A 16160-nucleotide genomic window follows, 5' to 3' on the forward strand; every position below is an offset into this window, starting at 1 on the left:
GAACGATGTGCCGGGTCTGCAGTATTTTTTTGTTTTCCTCCTCAGAAAAGTTTATCTGCTTTCGGCCGTAATGTGTCCAACATGCTCTAAACAACAAGCGTAAAGACTAGCGCATAGGAACAAGATAAAGATTATTCACGCTATAGGCATGATGGTCGTGAGTATATCGTCACCATGGATTGGATACGAAATACGTACTGGATAAAGAACCTTAATGATGAGGAAATGATTGGACGCTTCAACTAAGGAATAGACACAGGAAAAACTAATGGGATTTCGTCTTTCCAAATCAAAAGGTCCTAGGAGTCGAGTTGACCTTTTGTACTGATTGGCATGGTTCCTAGCTTGGAAATGTTGTCTTCATTCATAAATTATTTGATTAACTTAGGATAAAATACAGGATTTTTTTGGTATTTTGTCAAATAGTAGAGTATGATGACAGACTTATGTGAGGAACAAAAGATGAAACAACTCGTCCCCAATTTATCGGTAAAGATGAAAATATTAATTCTTACGGCGATGCTGCTTATTACGAGTATGATTTTGATGGCGGGAATTGCCTATAGGATGATTATTCAATATGAAGAAAATATACTAATGCAAAGAGCGGAGGAGATAGCAGACTTGCATGTCTCCTATATACCGAAAGAGATAGAGGGCATTTTACAGAGAGACCCTGATGAATTGACTGAAAGGGATTTTAATATCCTGAAGGGATATCTATCCGAGGTGATTGATCATGAGGCACCTGTTCTTTTGAATGCGTTTCTGCTGGGGTATTCCAAGGAAGAGGGGAGCTATAAGCATCTTGTATCATCAAGAGCGAATAGTCTTCCAAGCCTTTCTCGGCAAGAAACGAGGGAGGGACTTCATGAGCTCAGTAAGAATGGTCGTTCTGCCTCCTTTCTTTATGATTCCTCTGACAATGAGTCTGCTGTCGGATTAAAGAAGGTATCGATAGGGGATGGCTATTCCTATATTCTTGGCATTAAGATTAACATGGAGGATGTTCAAGTAAATGATTGGAATGTGGCTAAAACCTTTATCATTGCTATGGTCTTTATTATTCTATTATGGATATTCATCATACGGGCGTTCCTTAACCGACTGCTCGAGCCTATTAATGTGCTTGTCGAGGGAGTGAAGAAGCTTAGTGACGGTAATTTCCATGTTAAACTTACAAAGCCTAAGGAACCGGATTTTCAGCCGTTATTTGACCAATTTAACTATATGGTGAAACAGCTCCAAATGCTGTTTGCTAAATTAGTAGAAACATCCTCTCGCATAGGAAAAGCGACAGATGAGGAGCTGCCAATCAGTACCTTTGATGATGCAATCAAAGAAATGGATAACATCGTCTATAATGCGTACATACAAAAGGAATTACAAAAGGCGGAGAAAATGAACGCCATTGGACAGCTGGCAGCATCGGTTGCCCATGAAATCCGTAATCCGATGACAGTTGTCAAGGGATTTCTCCAAATTCTTGAGGACAGACAAAGCATTGGAAATCAGGAAAAAGCATACATAAAGTTAATGATGGATGAATTAAACCGGGCTGAAGGAATTATCAATGATTATTTATCCATGACAAAGACTGATTTTGAATCAAAGGAAGAATTGTTACTGTCTGATTTTGCTATGCATATTGTTGACCTGATGAATGGATATGCCTTAATGGTTGGCAATATTCAGCTTCACTATCATTTGGACTTTGACAGGCCAATCCATATTTACAAGAATGAAGTGAAGCAGGTGCTGATTAATGTCATAAAGAATGGGATGGAAGCAATGAAAGAGGGAGGAGAGCTAAGCTTCACTGTCACATTAGAAGAACCCTATATCGTCTTTTCAATTGAGGATACCGGAACAGGCATGACAAGGGAGCAGGTGGAGCGGCTTGGAACGGCCTTTTATTCACTAAAAGATAAAGGAACAGGCATGGGCTTAATGGTCTGCTATCAAATCATGGAAAAGATGGGCGGAAGAATCGAAGTGGACAGCCAAGAGGGAGTTGGAAGCATTTTCAAGGTTTATGTACCGCATACATGAGCCTTACGAAAAAAAGGCAAATCCCTTTCTATATCTACACATTCTTGTTAATATTTAGATAGATAAGATAGATAACTAATATGGGACATACAGGGAGTTCAGTTCATATGAAATCATATATTAAAGCTTTAGTGCCATTATTGTTTGTTATTCTAGCTGCCGCTTGTTCAAGTGAACAGAAGATTCCTAATGCGACAGATTATGAGGTTGAATCCTTTACCTATACCAATCAAGACGGCAAGGATGTTTCTCTTGAAGACCTGAAGGGAAAGGTATGGGTGGCTGATTTCGTCTTTACAAGCTGCAACACCGTTTGCTTGCCGATGACAGCCAACATGAAGAAACTCCAGGAACGAATTGAGGAGGAAGGATTAGAGGATGTTAAGCTGATCTCCTTCAGTGTGGACCCGGAGGTTGACAAGCCGGAAGTATTAAAGGAATATGGCCAGCAGTTTAATGCTGACTTTACGAATTGGCATTTCTTAACGGGATACAGCCAAGATGAGATTGAGGACTTTTCTCTTGAAAGCTTTAAGGCAACTGTCCAAAAGCCGGACGGGAATGACCAGGTTATCCATTCTGTGAGCTTCTCCCTTGTAGACCAAGAGGGTAGAGTGGTTCAATCCTATTCAGGTCTGGATGATATCCCGATGGATGACATTATTCAGCATATAAAAATGTTGCAATCGTAATGGACAGGATACCCCTGTCTTTTTTTTATCAAAAGGCTTTGCGACAGATGAAATATAGTTAATAGATGCCTCTGCACCGTAAAGCAACAAATAAGATTAACAGAATCGTTCATAAAAAAAGTAATCATTACCATCCAGTTTTCCATAATGCATGGTGCTTTATGACATATGATATACAATAAGAGGACTATTCAGGCAGGTGACATCTATGTTAGACAAAAAAATGGTTTCAATATTTCTTGTCACATTATTATTAGCCGGCTGCGGGGGACTGCCCTTTCTTAATGGGAAGGAATCTGCGGAGCACTCCAAATCCTATTTGACGAAATCACTTAAGAAGGATATCCCGGATGATTTCATTCCGACAGAATTATCCGTTGTATCAGTAGGTGATTCGCTGACACAAGGTGTTGGCGCAAGTGATGACCAAGAAGGGTATATCCCCTATCTTTCTGCCTATCTGGAAACAAATCGGGGAATAAAGGAAGCAACTTTTACAAATTATGGCGTTCGTGGTAATCGAACTAGTGATTTATTGAATCGGCTTCAAGATGAACAAATAAAGCGTGACATTGAGCAGGCTGATGCAGTTGTCATCACTATTGGCGGCAATGATATTATGAAGGTAGTTAAAGAGAAATTTACCAACTTGACGATGGCAGATTTCTTAGAGGCCTCCGTTACCTATGAGGAAAGAATTGAAAAAATCCTTAAGACAATCCGAAAATATAATCAGGAGGCTGAAATTTATTATATTGGGCTATACAACCCTTTCGGCAAATGGATGTCTGCCTTTAGTGAGCTTGACATCATTATGGATGACTGGAATGAGATTGGCATGGAAGTGACGAAGTCAGATTCGAATGCTTATTTTATCCGAATTGATGATATTTTTGCAGCGTCCGATGAGAATCTGCTGTATCAGGAGGATTATTTTCATCCGAATGATCGGGGATATGAGCTGATTGCTGCTCGCATTTATGAAGAGATGAAAGAAAAGACTGTTGATAGCATGTATGCTGTTGGACAAAGGAATGGGGTGGCCAATAATGAAGAAGTGGATGAGTGAGTGGGGATTATGGAAGTCATTGTTCTTTGCCTTGCTGGCCGTCAATCTTGTGATTGCCGGTGTGCTGTTTTACTGGATGACAAGGCCTATAAAGGATACAGGAGCTTTGGAGAAATTGAATGAGAACAAGGAAATGGTGAGCATTCCTTTCTCCTCAAATAAAGAAGATTTGAACAGGGTAATTAATCATTATATTGATGAAGAGGCTGCAGACAGTCCGATTGATTACGAGGTATTGCTGACAGATAAATTGGAGCTGTATGGAACGTTAAGTGCCTTCGGAAAAGATGTGCAATTGAAGGTATTATTTGAACCGTATACAACAGATGACGGAAATATCCTTCTTCGCCACCGTTCCATCCAAATTGGCGAGATGAATCTGCCGGCTACTTTCGTGCTGAACTACATCAATGAGAAATATAAGATGCCGGAATGGGTTACCATCAACCCGGCTGAGAAGACCATTTATTTATCATTAAAAGAAATGGACTTAAAGAGCGGGATAACAGTGGAGGCGAAGAAGTTTGACCTTCGCAACGATGATATCCAGATGAATTTGCTTGTTCCCGTTGAATAAAAGCATGATAAAGAGGCAGCAATGAAGATTGCATGCCTCTTTTTATTAATGCAGAAGGGTGATTCCCAGGGTTCCTTCTGCATCTTCGTAGATAATCATCGTATACACTTTGTCTGGTTCAAATTGAATGAAGCCGCTTTGGTGAAGAAGCTCGCCTTTTTCGGGATTTTTCAGCTCAAATTCAATGGTCATAGGGGTCAGTCCTAAATAGTCTGTCTGATGTTTGTAGGGAAGACTCGGATAAAGTACATCCCGGCCCTTCACGCCGATTTGGAGAATGTCATGTGAGGGAGCAAGGTGAAGAGTCTTCACTTTTGATTCATTATGGGGAACAGTATGGTTTTCTGGTATCACGACCAGCCGTGGATCATCCTCTTTCCCCGTCAGGACAACTGTATTAGGTGTATCGCCAATCGTAATTTTCCTGTGCATGATTAAAGGATAGGTCGTTCCTGATGGGAAGACCTCAACATAATAGGCGCCTGGTGTTAAGGATAAGTAAGAACTGGCTGAATTGAAGGGCATATCCTTAAAGGTTTTCATGCCGTTAATATACATATCTACAGTACCGCAAAATGAGGAACCGTGGTAAAAACGAATCTTGCATATATTTTTTATTTCCTCCAAATTATGTGTATAGTGATGGTAAGAAGGCATATAATTCTGCCCTGCTGAGCCGTTGTGTCTGTTAAGCCATGGGTAGAATCCTGACCGGGACGGCAGGGACTGAGAAGGGTACAGATAAGGATTGGCGGCCATATTACTCACTCCTGTCATTACGTCATTTATGCTACCTATATGCGGAAGCAGGGAAAGCGGTGACTTAAAGAATAGGCAAGAAAGCAAATTAGGAGTATAGTAAGGAGATATCAAGCTATTTATCATACATAATATACTGGAGGGATTAGAATGGAAAAAGCAATTTTTGCCGGAGGATGTTTTTGGTGTATGGTTAAACCCTTCGATACATTCCCTGGAGTACATAAGGTTGTATCAGGCTATACAGGCGGCCATAAAGAAAATCCTACTTATGAAGAGGTATGTTCCGGCACAACCGGTCATGTTGAGGCTGTAGAGATTACATATGATCCTAGTCTTATTACTTATAAGTCCATTGTTGAATTATTTTGGCAGCAAATTGACCCAACTGATGCAGGCGGTCAATTCTGTGATCGAGGCGATTCATACAAAACAGCAATCTTCTACACGACTGAGGAGCAAAAGGCAGCTGCTGAGGAATCGAAAAGAGAATTGGCTGAAAGCGGTCGTTTCCAAAAGGAAATTGTTACACCAATTCTTCCGGCTAAAACCTTCTATCCGGCAGAGGATTACCATCAGGATTTCTACAAAAAGAATAAGGAGCATTATGAATCTTATCAGGTCAGCTCTGGCAGAGCCGGCTTCATTAAGGAGAATTGGAGGTAAGGCTATATGGGGAAATACACGGAACGCATTAACCAATTGAACGAGATGCAGCGCCATGTGACCCAGAGCAATGGGACAGAACCGCCGTTCCGTAATGAGTATTACCGGACAGAAGAGGATGGCATTTATGTTGACATCGTCTCCGGAAAGCCTCTTTTCAGCTCGAAGGATAAGTATGATGCCGGCTGCGGTTGGCCAAGCTTTACTAAACCGATTGATGAGGATGAAATCCTGGAAAAACAGGACCTCAGCCATAATATGAATCGGACTGAGGTGAGAAGCAAAGAAGCGGACTCCCATTTAGGCCACGTCTTTCCGGATGGCCCGGGTCCGGCTGGATTGCGCTACTGCATTAATTCTGCCGCCTTGCGTTTCATACCGAAGGCTGACCTTGAGAAGGAAGGCTACGGAGAATATTTACGGCTATTTGAATAAAGGGGCATATAAAACGTTCCGCCTGATTCTCCTAAGAGATTCAGGCGGATTTTTTTTGGATGAAAGGATCAAAAAAAGAAGACTAGACGGTGTCTTAGTCTTTGTATATCTTCTATAGAAATAGTTACTCCATTATTTCCTTTTCGAGAATATTTGCTGATATGATGCCTCCCAATTGGAACGGTTTTTCATCGAGTCCTTTAAATCGGAGACCATCGTCATTCATCATAAACTCAATTTTATGCTGCCCTTCCTCGAGCCCTGTCGCAAGAATAATATAGCGCTCCTTCACTAATGGCCAGTTCGTGTTAATGGTCCTGTAATACTGATGGTCAATGAAGACGTCTACCATGCCGCCGTTTGGATTACGCTTAATGATGGCACCTACCGTATTGCCTTCAATTTTATAGCGGATGGAACTGCCTTTCTCTCCAGCGGTCCAGTAACTGTCAGCATACATAAAGCCTTTCTGGGAATCAATCGTCTTTGTTAGATGAAAAGGAGTATCGCCTTGAGTGTACAACGAGTCCTCCAATGCCGGTGCTTTCCTGTTAGGGTAATCTTCCAACATCGCGAGAATGGTGTTTGCATACAGTTCATATCCCCGTCTGTTAGGGTGAACCTGATCCTTATTCAGTTTTTTCACAGAAATGCCTGATTGAGCGTATGCTGCTCGCATATCAATTGGTATCGCCCCGTAGTGATCACTTAAGATTTGAATTTGATCCGCAAAGCTTTGAACGTTTAAAGGGCTTTCAATGAATGTTATGATTTCAGCGTTCGGTGCTCGGACCTTTGCCTCGCGAATTAATAGCTCATAATGCTTAGCGAATTCTTCTGTTTCCATATATTTTCGGTCATTTTCTCCAAAAACCAGGAAAATGATATCGGCAGGAATGAGTAGTTCTGTGTTTCTCAGCTTGTATAATCCCTCAAAAGCTGTTGCTCCACTCTGAACAATATGCTGGCCCTCCATTCTGGCACCATATCTTTGTTTGACCAGCTTCTCCAGTTGGCCGTGCCAGCTATCCCGCATTGTTTCAGCCCCGGCTCCTCTACCGATGCTGTCACCAACAACTACATAATAAATGGTATTGCCATTGTTCAGTTTTTCGGATAGGGTTTGATCCACCATTTTGACCGTGTCCGGACGCAACGAAAGGATTAAGATGACAATGATGGCAATTAGGAAGGAAAGTACAAAAATAGTATGTTGTTTCAACTTGACGGTCATAAAAACCCACCCTCCCGAATGTATCTGGTTCCATATTACCTAGTTTATGGATAAAAAACAATCTAAATATGGGCGAATGCACATACCCAGAGGGCAGTTAGCTCATATAGTAACAGTGTAATTGAGACCTTTTAAAAGGAGTTGGATGTTCGAATGTACGGTAATTTTGGAGGCGGCTGCAATCCTTGCGGCTATGGATATGGTGGCGGATATGGCTACGGTGGCGGTTATGGATATGGCTGCGGCGGAGGTTTCGGTTCTGGTTTTGCATTAATTGTTGTTCTCTTCATCTTGTTAGTCATTATAGGCGCTTCCTTCTATTGTGGCTGTTAATGATGGAGAAAAAGGACGGTAAATCCGTCCTTTTTTTACATATTGCAGCTTAGAGAACAGATAGAAATATTCATGACCAAAAATGGTGTTCATTACCATAACGGGCTTAAATCATGTATACTGATACATACAGGATAGGTTAAAAGTTATAGGTTTCATAGTTATGCCTCTTGGTTTCAGGAATTCGGCCCGCTATTTGACATAATGGCTGCAGGCTGTTAGCTTTCCAGATGTAGCATAATCATTCTCATTTATGTATGATGATTATGGTCAAAAGTAAGCCAAGAGAGTGGAGATGAATAAGATGAAATCCTTTTATCAATATTTAATGACATACAGAAATGCCTTGAAGAAAACGGAAATGTCCTTGTTCGCCGAAAATGTGTTTTATGACCACGGGTTTCCGAAGAATTCCTCTGATTATCATGAAGTCAGCCATTATTTAGAAATGAATGGCGATTATATTCTTGATATGAGTCTTTTTGATGAGGCGTGGAATGCGTACATGCAGCATATGGGGGAATAAAATGGACCGGACCGGCAGAACAAATGAATGGTTCCCTGTTTGAATTCTTGGGTGATTTTCTATAACTTCTGTTCTGGAATCTGAGGAAGGAAACAGGTGCTTTTTATGCCAGGACGATTACAAACACGACTGCTGTACTATTCGCTCATTATCTCTATTATTCCAATCGTGTGTATTGGGTTTACCTTCTTCCTTAATCAAAAGCATCTGCTGGAAAATCAGGCGAAGGCGACTTTAAAGACTGCCTCCTACCATGCGGCAGATACAACCAATATGTTTATCGAAGAGCGGATGAATGACTTGAAATATTTAAGTCAAAACTCCGGCATTACGAATAATAATAAATCGGAATCATTGAAACTACTTGATGAATACGTAAAGCTAAAGCCGGTTTATTCCGGTTATACATATGTTACCAGCGCGGGTGAGATTTGGCGGGAAACGTACCCCTTAGAGATTGGAGAGGCGCTCCTTGAAAGTGAATCCTTTGTACGTTCGATGAATGGTCAGCCTTTCTTGTCAAAGGTTTATACAGTGGAGGGAGAGAAACCTTTCTTTTGGATCAGTACCCCAGTGTATACGGAGGATAATGAGATAGCTGGAATATTTGCTCCATCCTTTAATATTTACTATTTATGGGAGACTGTAGCTGCTAAACTTGAATTAGAGCGGGAGAAGCTCCCTTATACTGCCTTCATGATCAATAAGGACGGCTGGATTGTCACGCATAAAGATGAGAAAGAGATTATGAATCGCAATTTCATCGAGGAGAATGATTTGTCGCCTGAGCTTATCCATCAGGCTGCCTTAAAGAGGAAACTGCTGGAATCAAATGATGGAAAGAGTTTTTATACGGTTAATCCTATTCGAACAAAGGCACTAGCTGAAGAAGATTGGTATATCGTGACGACAACGGAAAAGAAAGCAGTCTATGCTCCATTAAGAGGGCTGCTCAGTCGATACCTGCTGATCAGTATCCCTATACTTGGTGCCATTATTGCTGCTGCATACTATATGACGAAGATTATTATAAAGCCGGTCGAGGACATGGTTGGACGTGTAGAGAAGTATTCAAGGGGTGAGAAGTTCTCTCGCACAGAAAGCGCCTATCATGAGATTAATGTCTTGAATCGCAGCTTTCAGTCAATGGTGGAAGCAATCGAACAGAGGGAAAAGGAGCTTATTCGCACAGAAAAGCTGAAATATGTCGGCCAGCTAGCCGCTGGAGTAGCTCATGAAATCCGAAATCCTATCACGACGATACGCGGCTTCTTCCAGCTGTTGAAGGACCATCCATATGATGAAAAAGTATTTAGAAATTATATTGATATTATTATAGAAGAGTTAAACCGCATGAATGGCATCGTGGGAGAGCTGCTGAATTTATCTAAGCCCTACCAATTGATTGTGAAGGAACATAATGTAAATGAGCTCATGGACGAAATTATTCTTCTGCAAAAAGGAGAACTTTACAGGAAGAATATTAAGATTCTGCGAGAGAATGAATGTGATAAATTGATCTGCACGGATCGAAATAGATTATTCCAGGTCATTATTAATGTGATTCAGAACTCGAAGGATGCCTTTCAAAAGGAAGGCAGCATCCGTATTTCCTTTGAAAGCACGGATGATACAGTGAGGATTATTATCGCTGATGATGGTCCTGGCATGCCAAAGGGTGTTTTAAGCAAGATTGGCACACCCTTTTATACAACGAAAGAGCATGGAACAGGGCTTGGTATTGCAACAAGCATGAAGATAATGGAAGAGCTTGAAGGCTCATTTGAAGTAACGAGCAGGATAGGAAAAGGAACGAGAATTGTACTGACCGTTCCGGCAAAGAAATAATCATACGAAGAGCAGGGAGCTTTCTTATCAAAAGAAGGCTGCCTGCTTTTTTCGACTGGTTCAAAGAAAACAGCTTAAGGCTTATGCATTAATAAGATAATTATAGGCTATCCGCATCCATCTTCCTTGCATATAATGATAAAAAACTTTACCCGATCTGCAAGGGGTGGCAGCTAGTGGGCAAACGAAATAAACCGAAGTTTGCGGTAGGAGATTCCGTCGTTATCTTAGTGAATGGCATTGTCGGTGTCGTTTCAAATGTAAAAGAGTTTAATCAGGCCTTCCTGTACGAGGTGCAAGGAGCGGAAGGGGTATATACAGAATCCGCACTCATTCATTTACAGGAATTTGAAGGTTTATTGTTTGATGCAGAACAAATCAACATAGATTATAAGTTTTTTTTCGGTGATTTAGTACAGGTAAAGGGATACGGAAAGGACATATTTAAGGTCATTGGGTTTCGGACAGAAATATGGCGCTACCAAGAGGAATCTTGGGAGGATGTCATTTATGAGCTCTCCAGAATTGACGATGAGGAATGGCTCGAGTGCAGTGAGGACGATTTAAATTTCCTGGCAGATGCAAAGGATGCCGATGCGTTTCTGGCTAAATATCAAGAACCACAGAGGAATACCCAAAAGGGCAAGCGAAAACGGAAGGAATTACTGGAACTGCCGAATCCTGAAGGGACAGAGGATGACCATCAAATCATGGTCAATCATCTGCTTGATATTTATAATGATTATCGGATTTTAAAAGAATTTTTCGGTGACGAGAGCTATGAGAAGGTTATGAAGACAGCTGTTAAGAAATTAAAGAAGCTGGTCAGTCAGAAGCAGGATAAAAAAGAACCGCATTAGATTAGGAGCTATTCGAGACTATTCGAGTAGTTCTTTTTTTTCATTTTGACAGTCTTATCGGCATTCGACAAAACTAGAATAATTTCATCAGAGGATTTTCCGATAAGAATGTGCAATTAATATAATCATAATGATTCAAGGAGGGGATAGTTATGTTGAAATCAAAGAGATTGAGCTGGTCAGCCTTGAGGAAAAAAGATTATGAAATAGCCTTGTTCCAAACGGAGCATCCAAGGGATAGAAAGGGCTATCGAATGGTTTACCGAGGAATCATCAATGCGGAAAGCCATTTTGATGTAGTAACAAAGGTATTTAAAATGTTTAATATAAAAGATCTCATCCCTAAAAACTATCAGGGAAGAACGGTCATGAGCGGAGATATTATCATGATTGTAGACCATTATGAAAAGAAACGGTATTACAGGCTTCAATCTGGCGGATGGACTGAGGTTAACCGCTTGCATGTGTGTTGAATTCTGAATAGTCCGCCTTTTTTCATTTTAAAGCGCTTATGATATAGTAATCTTTGAATAGAATCACGTTATATCCAACTGTAAGGAGGAAATTCAAAGATGAGTGTACATATCGGAGCGAAAGAAAATGAAATCGCAGAAACAGTACTACTTCCAGGAGATCCGCTGAGAGCAAAATATATTGCTGAAACCTTTTTAGAGAATCCTGTTTGCTATAATGAAGTGAGAAATATGTTTGGTTACACAGGTACGTATAAAGGTAAACGTGTTTCCGTCCAAGGGACTGGAATGGGCGTGCCATCCATTTCTATATACGTCAATGAACTTATGTCCAGTTATAATGTTCAGAAGTTAATCCGTGTCGGTACTTGCGGAGCCATTCAAAAAGATGTAAAGGTCAGAGACGTCATTCTTGCCATGACATCCTCAACCGATTCAAACATGAATAAACTCTTGTTTGACGGCATCGACTATGCGCCGACTGCCAATTTCGATTTGCTGAAGAAAGCATATGATACTGGTATTCAAAAAGGCCTCAATCTAAAAGTGGGAAATGTCTTTACGGCAGACCAATTCTACAATGATAAAGCCAATCATGAGCTATGGGCACAATATGGTATCTTGGCTATCGAAATGGAAACAACAGCTCTCTATACATTGGCTGCAAAATACGGCAGACAGGCGTTGTCCATCCTTACGGTCAGCGATCACATCCTGACAGGGGAAGAGACGACAGCAGAAGAACGACAAACGACTTTCAACGATATGATAGAAGTAGCTTTAGACGCTGCTATTGAAGTATAATAGAAAGAGTGTGGAAGGCTTCGGTTTAATCCGAAGCCTTTATCCATTACATACGAAGAAGATAGAGAATGAAAGATAAGGGATGAGAGCATTGAAAAAGACACTTCTTGCATTAATGACATCAACGGCATTGCTTCTAACAGCATGCAATAATTCGTTATTGGAGACCGAGAGCAAGGAAGAAGCAGAAGAAGCGGCAAGCATGCAGGAAACAGAAGGTGAACAAGAAGAGACAGCACCGGAAGAAGAGTATGCACTGACAGCAGAGATGCTGAATGTAATCGAAACCGAGGACGGGGTAAACTTTATTCAAAATCCAGAGAATATTCAAGTGCTGGTCAATAAGGATTATAGCCTCCCAATCGGATACCGTCCGGGAGATTTGGTTGTTCCTGAGGTGAAATTCTCATTTGATGAAAAACACGAAAAGAAACTCATGAGGAAAGAGGCAGGCGAGGCATTAGCGGAGATGTTTGACGCAGCTTCAGAAGAAGGGGTAGAAATCGTTGCTGTGTCTGGCTTCCGTTCTTATGAGCGTCAGGAACAGCTATATACAGCTGAAGTAGCAGCATCTGGTGCAGAGCATGCTCAGCAAGCTGTAGCAGAGCCGGGAAAAAGCGAGCATCAAACTGGATTGACCATGGATGTCTCTAGTGCAGAGAACAGCTTTAATCTAAACCAGGATTTTGGTAAAACGGCGGCAGGGAAGTGGCTGGCAGAGAATTCATCAGAATACGGTTTTATCATCCGTTATCCTGAAGGAAAAGAAAGCATCACCGGTTATATGTACGAGCCTTGGCATGTCCGCTATGTTGGTATTGATGTCGCGAAAGACATTCATTCACTAGGACTGTCTTTTGAGGAATATGTCCAGCTTGTGGAAGAATGAAACCAACTTTTGGTATAATGAAGTGTGTTTTCACTTGATATGATATTGTGAAAGTGGTGAGTCAATTGGATAAGGAGCAAGAACAAGGGCAGGAGCAGCAAGCGAATGACGGCCCAGAGAAAAAAGGGTACATAAAGGTTAAGTGGATCTATATCGTCTTAGGTGCACTGGCACTTGTACTACTGACGGTCGGCGCAACGGTTTACCTTCTTACGGAAAAGGCACAATCGAAATCCGGTAGTGGAGGTTCACTTCTATCAACTAATACGGATGGAGACTTCTCCAAGCTTTATGAAGTGTATAATACACTGGAGAATTATTACTTCGAGGATGTTGATGAGGAAGCACTTGTAAATGGTGCCATTAACGGTATGGTTGAGTCCCTTGATGATCCATATTCTGATTTCATGTCTACGGACGAAGCGACAAGCTTCCATGAAAGTATCTCTTCTTCCTTTGAAGGAATCGGGGCAGAAATTCAGCAAGAAAATGACCAAATTGTGATTGTTTCACCTATCAAGGGAGCACCTGCTGAGGAAGCTGGTTTAAAAGCTGGTGACATGATTCTTGAAGTGGATGGTGAAAGCCTGCAAGGAATGTCGTCAAGTAATGCGGTCTTGTTAATCAGAGGAGAAAAAGGCACAAAAGTGACTTTGACCATTCAGCGTCCCGGCCAATCCGATACAATGAAGGTTGAAATCGTCCGCGATACGATTCCAATCGAAACTGTCTATACAGAGACAGTCTCAAATAATATTGAAAAGATTCAAATTACGAGCTTCTCCGAGCATACTGCTGAAGAGCTTGAAAAAGCATTAAAGAATGCAGAAAAGGATGGGGCAAAAGGGATTATTCTTGATTTAAGACAAAATCCTGGAGGCCTTCTCGACCAAGCTCAGGAAATTGCGAATATGTTTGTGGATGAAGGGGAAATCCTTTATCAGGTGGAATACCGAAACGGCAATAAAGAGGTCACAAAAGCGACCGGGAACGGTTATAAGGTCAGCCTTCCAACTACTGTATTAATTGATGAAGGAAGCGCTAGTGCCTCTGAGATAGTTGCTGGGGCATTGAAGGAATCAGCTGATATACCTTTGGTCGGCATGAAATCATTCGGAAAAGGCACCGTCCAATCCGCACAGGATTTCACAGATGGCTCCAATCTGAAATTCACGACCGCCAAATGGCTGACACCGGATGGAAACTGGATTCACAAGAAAGGCATCAGCCCGGATGTGAAGGCTGAGCTCCCTGAATATGCTAATTTGACCTATGTTGATCCTGAAAAGGAATGGAAGGAAGGAACATCCTCCGCAGATATTGAAAACATAGAGAAAATGCTGGAGGCCCTTGGGTTTAATCCAGGTAAAGTGGACACATCTTATGATGCTGCTACAGCATCAGCGGTTAAACAATTCCAAAAAGATCAAGGAATTAAGCAAACCGGCATTGTCACTGGAGAGACAACGACAAAACTGATGAACGAGCTTCGGGAGAAGATTAATTCAGATGATCCACAGGTAGAAGCAGCTGTGAAAGAACTGAAGTAATAATAAAGAAACCGTCATACCTATAGAGGGATGACGGTTTTTTTACTTAATAAAGCTATTTATAATAGGAGGATTGTATGCGGGAAGGAAAGCATGACAGGTTTGTGGAATAGTTACTAAAGTGTTCATGTGAAATTGAGGAGGAGATTATAGCATGCTATTTATGTCTTTAATGCTGGCTTCACTTTTGATTGCCATTTTAGCCATTCGTATAAAGAAAATCATCCTTCTTTTTGTATCGGCCATACTTATCTTGCCTTTGTCCCTATATCTTTCAGCTACACCCCTATTTGAAAGATGGGGGCTTATCTTCCCCATATTGTACATTAGTGCAGCAGTTTCACTGGCAAAGAAGGCGGTATGGCTATCAATGTTGCTAACAGCTGCTAACGCCATACTGTTAGGATTGATGATAGTGATTATTTTTCAGTAATAATCAATGTTTTTATGGTCTTTTTAGGAAAAGGAGAAAAAGAAGTCGAACAAGTAGGGCTGGCTCGACTTCATTTGTGACAAAAGGGTGAAACCATTGCCCTGCATATGAAAAGTGAGATACACTACAGAAGGAATAGTATCCCTTATTTGTCTAATTGTTCCGTAAGCCGAAGGCGATAAATGTCTTCTCATCTTCAATCAATCCGCAGGATGCACATTGCACTCGTATACCGGGTCCGTTGTAAGGCAGATGGAAAGCCTCAAGCTCTTCATCTGAATACATTTGCACAATGGTCCCTGAGTGTGGGTCAAGCTTTACATAGATAGGGGTTTGCTCAATAACATTGAAGCGGGAACGGTTTGTTTTACAATTAGGGCAGCAATATGGATGTGACATGACAAACGACCTCCTTTTTCAACCTATTTTCCGTTAAAAGGAGCGGGAATATGCATCACATTAACGAAAGAGCGTAAGGGCTATTCGAAAAGGTAGCTAAAGGATTCAAAAAGGGGATGGAAGGATTGAGACAGAAGCGGACTTTGTTTGCAGCTGCAGCCTTCATGTTGATGATGGTTACGGCCGGCTGTGGAAGCCAGGAAGCAGAACAGAAGGATGAACACAAGGGACATGATAGCGGGATGGCTTCAGAAGCCATACAGGTAGAAATTGAGATTGAAACAAGTCCTGCCAAGGTAAATGAGGAGATTGTGTTTGAAGCGATCGTCACACAGGGCGGCGAACCTGTTGAAGATGCGAAGGAAGTGGAGTTTGAATTCGAACGTGAGGGAGAAGAAGAGACAGAAAAAGTTATGGTCGAGCATCAAGAAAACGGTATATATCGATTGGAGAAATCATTTACAGAAGAAGGGCTTTATACCATTATCACTCATGTAACTGCTCGGGATATGCATTCTATGCCTAAAGAGACATTTGAAATAACCCCTTAATGTCTTTTTT

At 41.4% G+C, this 16160-nt stretch carries 19 protein-coding genes; 16 read left to right on the forward strand and 3 right to left on the reverse strand.

What is annotated here, in order from left to right:
* The first annotated feature begins 462 nt into the window (after positions 1-462).
* From AC622_RS08345 to AC622_RS08360, 4 genes are all read left to right on the forward strand, one after another.
* Positions 463-2052, forward strand: coding sequence for an ATP-binding protein (locus AC622_RS08345; RefSeq protein ID WP_049670656.1), 1590 nt, complete (start codon positions 463-465; stop codon positions 2050-2052).
* A 107-nt stretch (positions 2053-2159) separates the two neighbouring features.
* Complete coding sequence (locus AC622_RS08350) at positions 2160-2744, forward strand: SCO family protein (RefSeq protein WP_049670657.1); 585 nt, start codon at positions 2160-2162, stop codon at positions 2742-2744.
* A gap of 208 nt (positions 2745-2952) precedes the next feature.
* The gene (locus AC622_RS08355; RefSeq protein WP_053103734.1) at positions 2953-3813 is read left to right on the forward strand and encodes an SGNH/GDSL hydrolase family protein; all 861 of its coding nucleotides are present in this window, start codon (positions 2953-2955) and stop codon (positions 3811-3813) included.
* Entirely contained in the window at positions 3794-4390 is a 597-nt protein-coding gene (locus tag AC622_RS08360; RefSeq protein WP_049670658.1) for a YpmS family protein, read from the forward strand. Before AC622_RS08355 ends, AC622_RS08360 begins: the two co-directional genes overlap by 20 nt.
* Positions 4391-4435: 45 nt before the next feature.
* Here AC622_RS08360 and AC622_RS08365 read toward each other — a convergent pair whose 3' ends face one another.
* Positions 4436-5149, reverse strand: coding sequence for a DUF4397 domain-containing protein (locus tag AC622_RS08365; protein ID WP_049670659.1), 714 nt, complete (start codon positions 5147-5149; stop codon positions 4436-4438).
* 150 nt (positions 5150-5299) lie between these two features.
* On the opposite strand from AC622_RS08365, the gene msrA reads away from it, so the two are divergent.
* Both msrA and msrB read left to right on the forward strand, forming a co-directional pair.
* The gene (gene msrA / locus AC622_RS08370; protein WP_049670660.1) at positions 5300-5815 is read left to right on the forward strand and encodes a peptide-methionine (S)-S-oxide reductase MsrA; all 516 of its coding nucleotides are present in this window, start codon (positions 5300-5302) and stop codon (positions 5813-5815) included.
* Positions 5816-5821: 6 nt separating this feature from the next.
* Entirely contained in the window at positions 5822-6250 is a 429-nt protein-coding gene (msrB, locus tag AC622_RS08375; protein WP_049670661.1) for a peptide-methionine (R)-S-oxide reductase MsrB, read from the forward strand.
* 124 nt (positions 6251-6374) lie between these two features.
* On the opposite strand, the gene AC622_RS08380 is transcribed toward msrB, so the two are convergent.
* Entirely contained in the window at positions 6375-7484 is a 1110-nt protein-coding gene (locus tag AC622_RS08380) for an SGNH/GDSL hydrolase family protein (protein WP_049670662.1), read from the reverse strand.
* 153 nt (positions 7485-7637) lie between these two features.
* Between AC622_RS08380 and AC622_RS08385 the strand changes: the two genes are divergently transcribed.
* The 9 genes from AC622_RS08385 (at position 7638) to AC622_RS08425 (ending at position 15200) form a co-directional block, all read left to right on the forward strand.
* On the forward strand, positions 7638-7817 hold the full coding sequence (locus AC622_RS08385; RefSeq protein ID WP_049670663.1) for a YjcZ family sporulation protein: 180 nt from the start codon (positions 7638-7640) through the stop codon (positions 7815-7817).
* A gap of 304 nt (positions 7818-8121) precedes the next feature.
* On the forward strand, positions 8122-8343 hold the full coding sequence (locus tag AC622_RS08390; protein ID WP_049670664.1) for a YozE family protein: 222 nt from the start codon (positions 8122-8124) through the stop codon (positions 8341-8343).
* A gap of 105 nt (positions 8344-8448) precedes the next feature.
* The gene (locus AC622_RS08395; protein WP_156185591.1) at positions 8449-10191 is read left to right on the forward strand and encodes an ATP-binding protein; all 1743 of its coding nucleotides are present in this window, start codon (positions 8449-8451) and stop codon (positions 10189-10191) included.
* A gap of 176 nt (positions 10192-10367) precedes the next feature.
* A complete protein-coding gene (locus AC622_RS08400; protein WP_049670666.1) occupies positions 10368-11051 on the forward strand; it encodes a hypothetical protein in 684 nt (227 codons plus the stop codon).
* Between the two features lie 152 nt (positions 11052-11203).
* Complete coding sequence (locus AC622_RS08405) at positions 11204-11524, forward strand: YodL domain-containing protein (RefSeq protein ID WP_049670667.1); 321 nt, start codon at positions 11204-11206, stop codon at positions 11522-11524.
* 99 nt (positions 11525-11623) lie between these two features.
* Complete coding sequence (deoD, locus tag AC622_RS08410) at positions 11624-12328, forward strand: purine-nucleoside phosphorylase (protein WP_049670668.1); 705 nt, start codon at positions 11624-11626, stop codon at positions 12326-12328.
* Between the two features lie 91 nt (positions 12329-12419).
* Positions 12420-13217 (forward strand): M15 family metallopeptidase, encoded by a 798-nt coding sequence (locus tag AC622_RS08415; RefSeq protein ID WP_082197081.1) that lies wholly within the window; start codon positions 12420-12422, stop codon positions 13215-13217.
* Between the two features lie 56 nt (positions 13218-13273).
* On the forward strand, positions 13274-14767 hold the full coding sequence (locus AC622_RS08420) for a S41 family peptidase (protein ID WP_231589596.1): 1494 nt from the start codon (positions 13274-13276) through the stop codon (positions 14765-14767).
* Between the two features lie 154 nt (positions 14768-14921).
* Positions 14922-15200 (forward strand): hypothetical protein, encoded by a 279-nt coding sequence (locus AC622_RS08425; protein WP_049670670.1) that lies wholly within the window; start codon positions 14922-14924, stop codon positions 15198-15200.
* 153 nt (positions 15201-15353) lie between these two features.
* On the opposite strand, the gene AC622_RS08430 is transcribed toward AC622_RS08425, so the two are convergent.
* Complete coding sequence (locus AC622_RS08430) at positions 15354-15599, reverse strand: hypothetical protein (protein ID WP_049670671.1); 246 nt, start codon at positions 15597-15599, stop codon at positions 15354-15356.
* A gap of 125 nt (positions 15600-15724) precedes the next feature.
* Here AC622_RS08430 and AC622_RS08435 point away from each other — a divergent pair, with 125 nt between their 5' ends.
* The gene (locus tag AC622_RS08435; protein ID WP_053103735.1) at positions 15725-16150 is read left to right on the forward strand and encodes a FixH family protein; all 426 of its coding nucleotides are present in this window, start codon (positions 15725-15727) and stop codon (positions 16148-16150) included.
* The last annotated feature ends 10 nt before the right edge of the window (positions 16151-16160 follow it).

It is taken from the genome of Bacillus sp. FJAT-27916, from assembly GCF_001183965.1.
Taxonomy (GTDB): Bacteria; Bacillota; Bacilli; order Bacillales; family Pradoshiaceae; genus Pradoshia.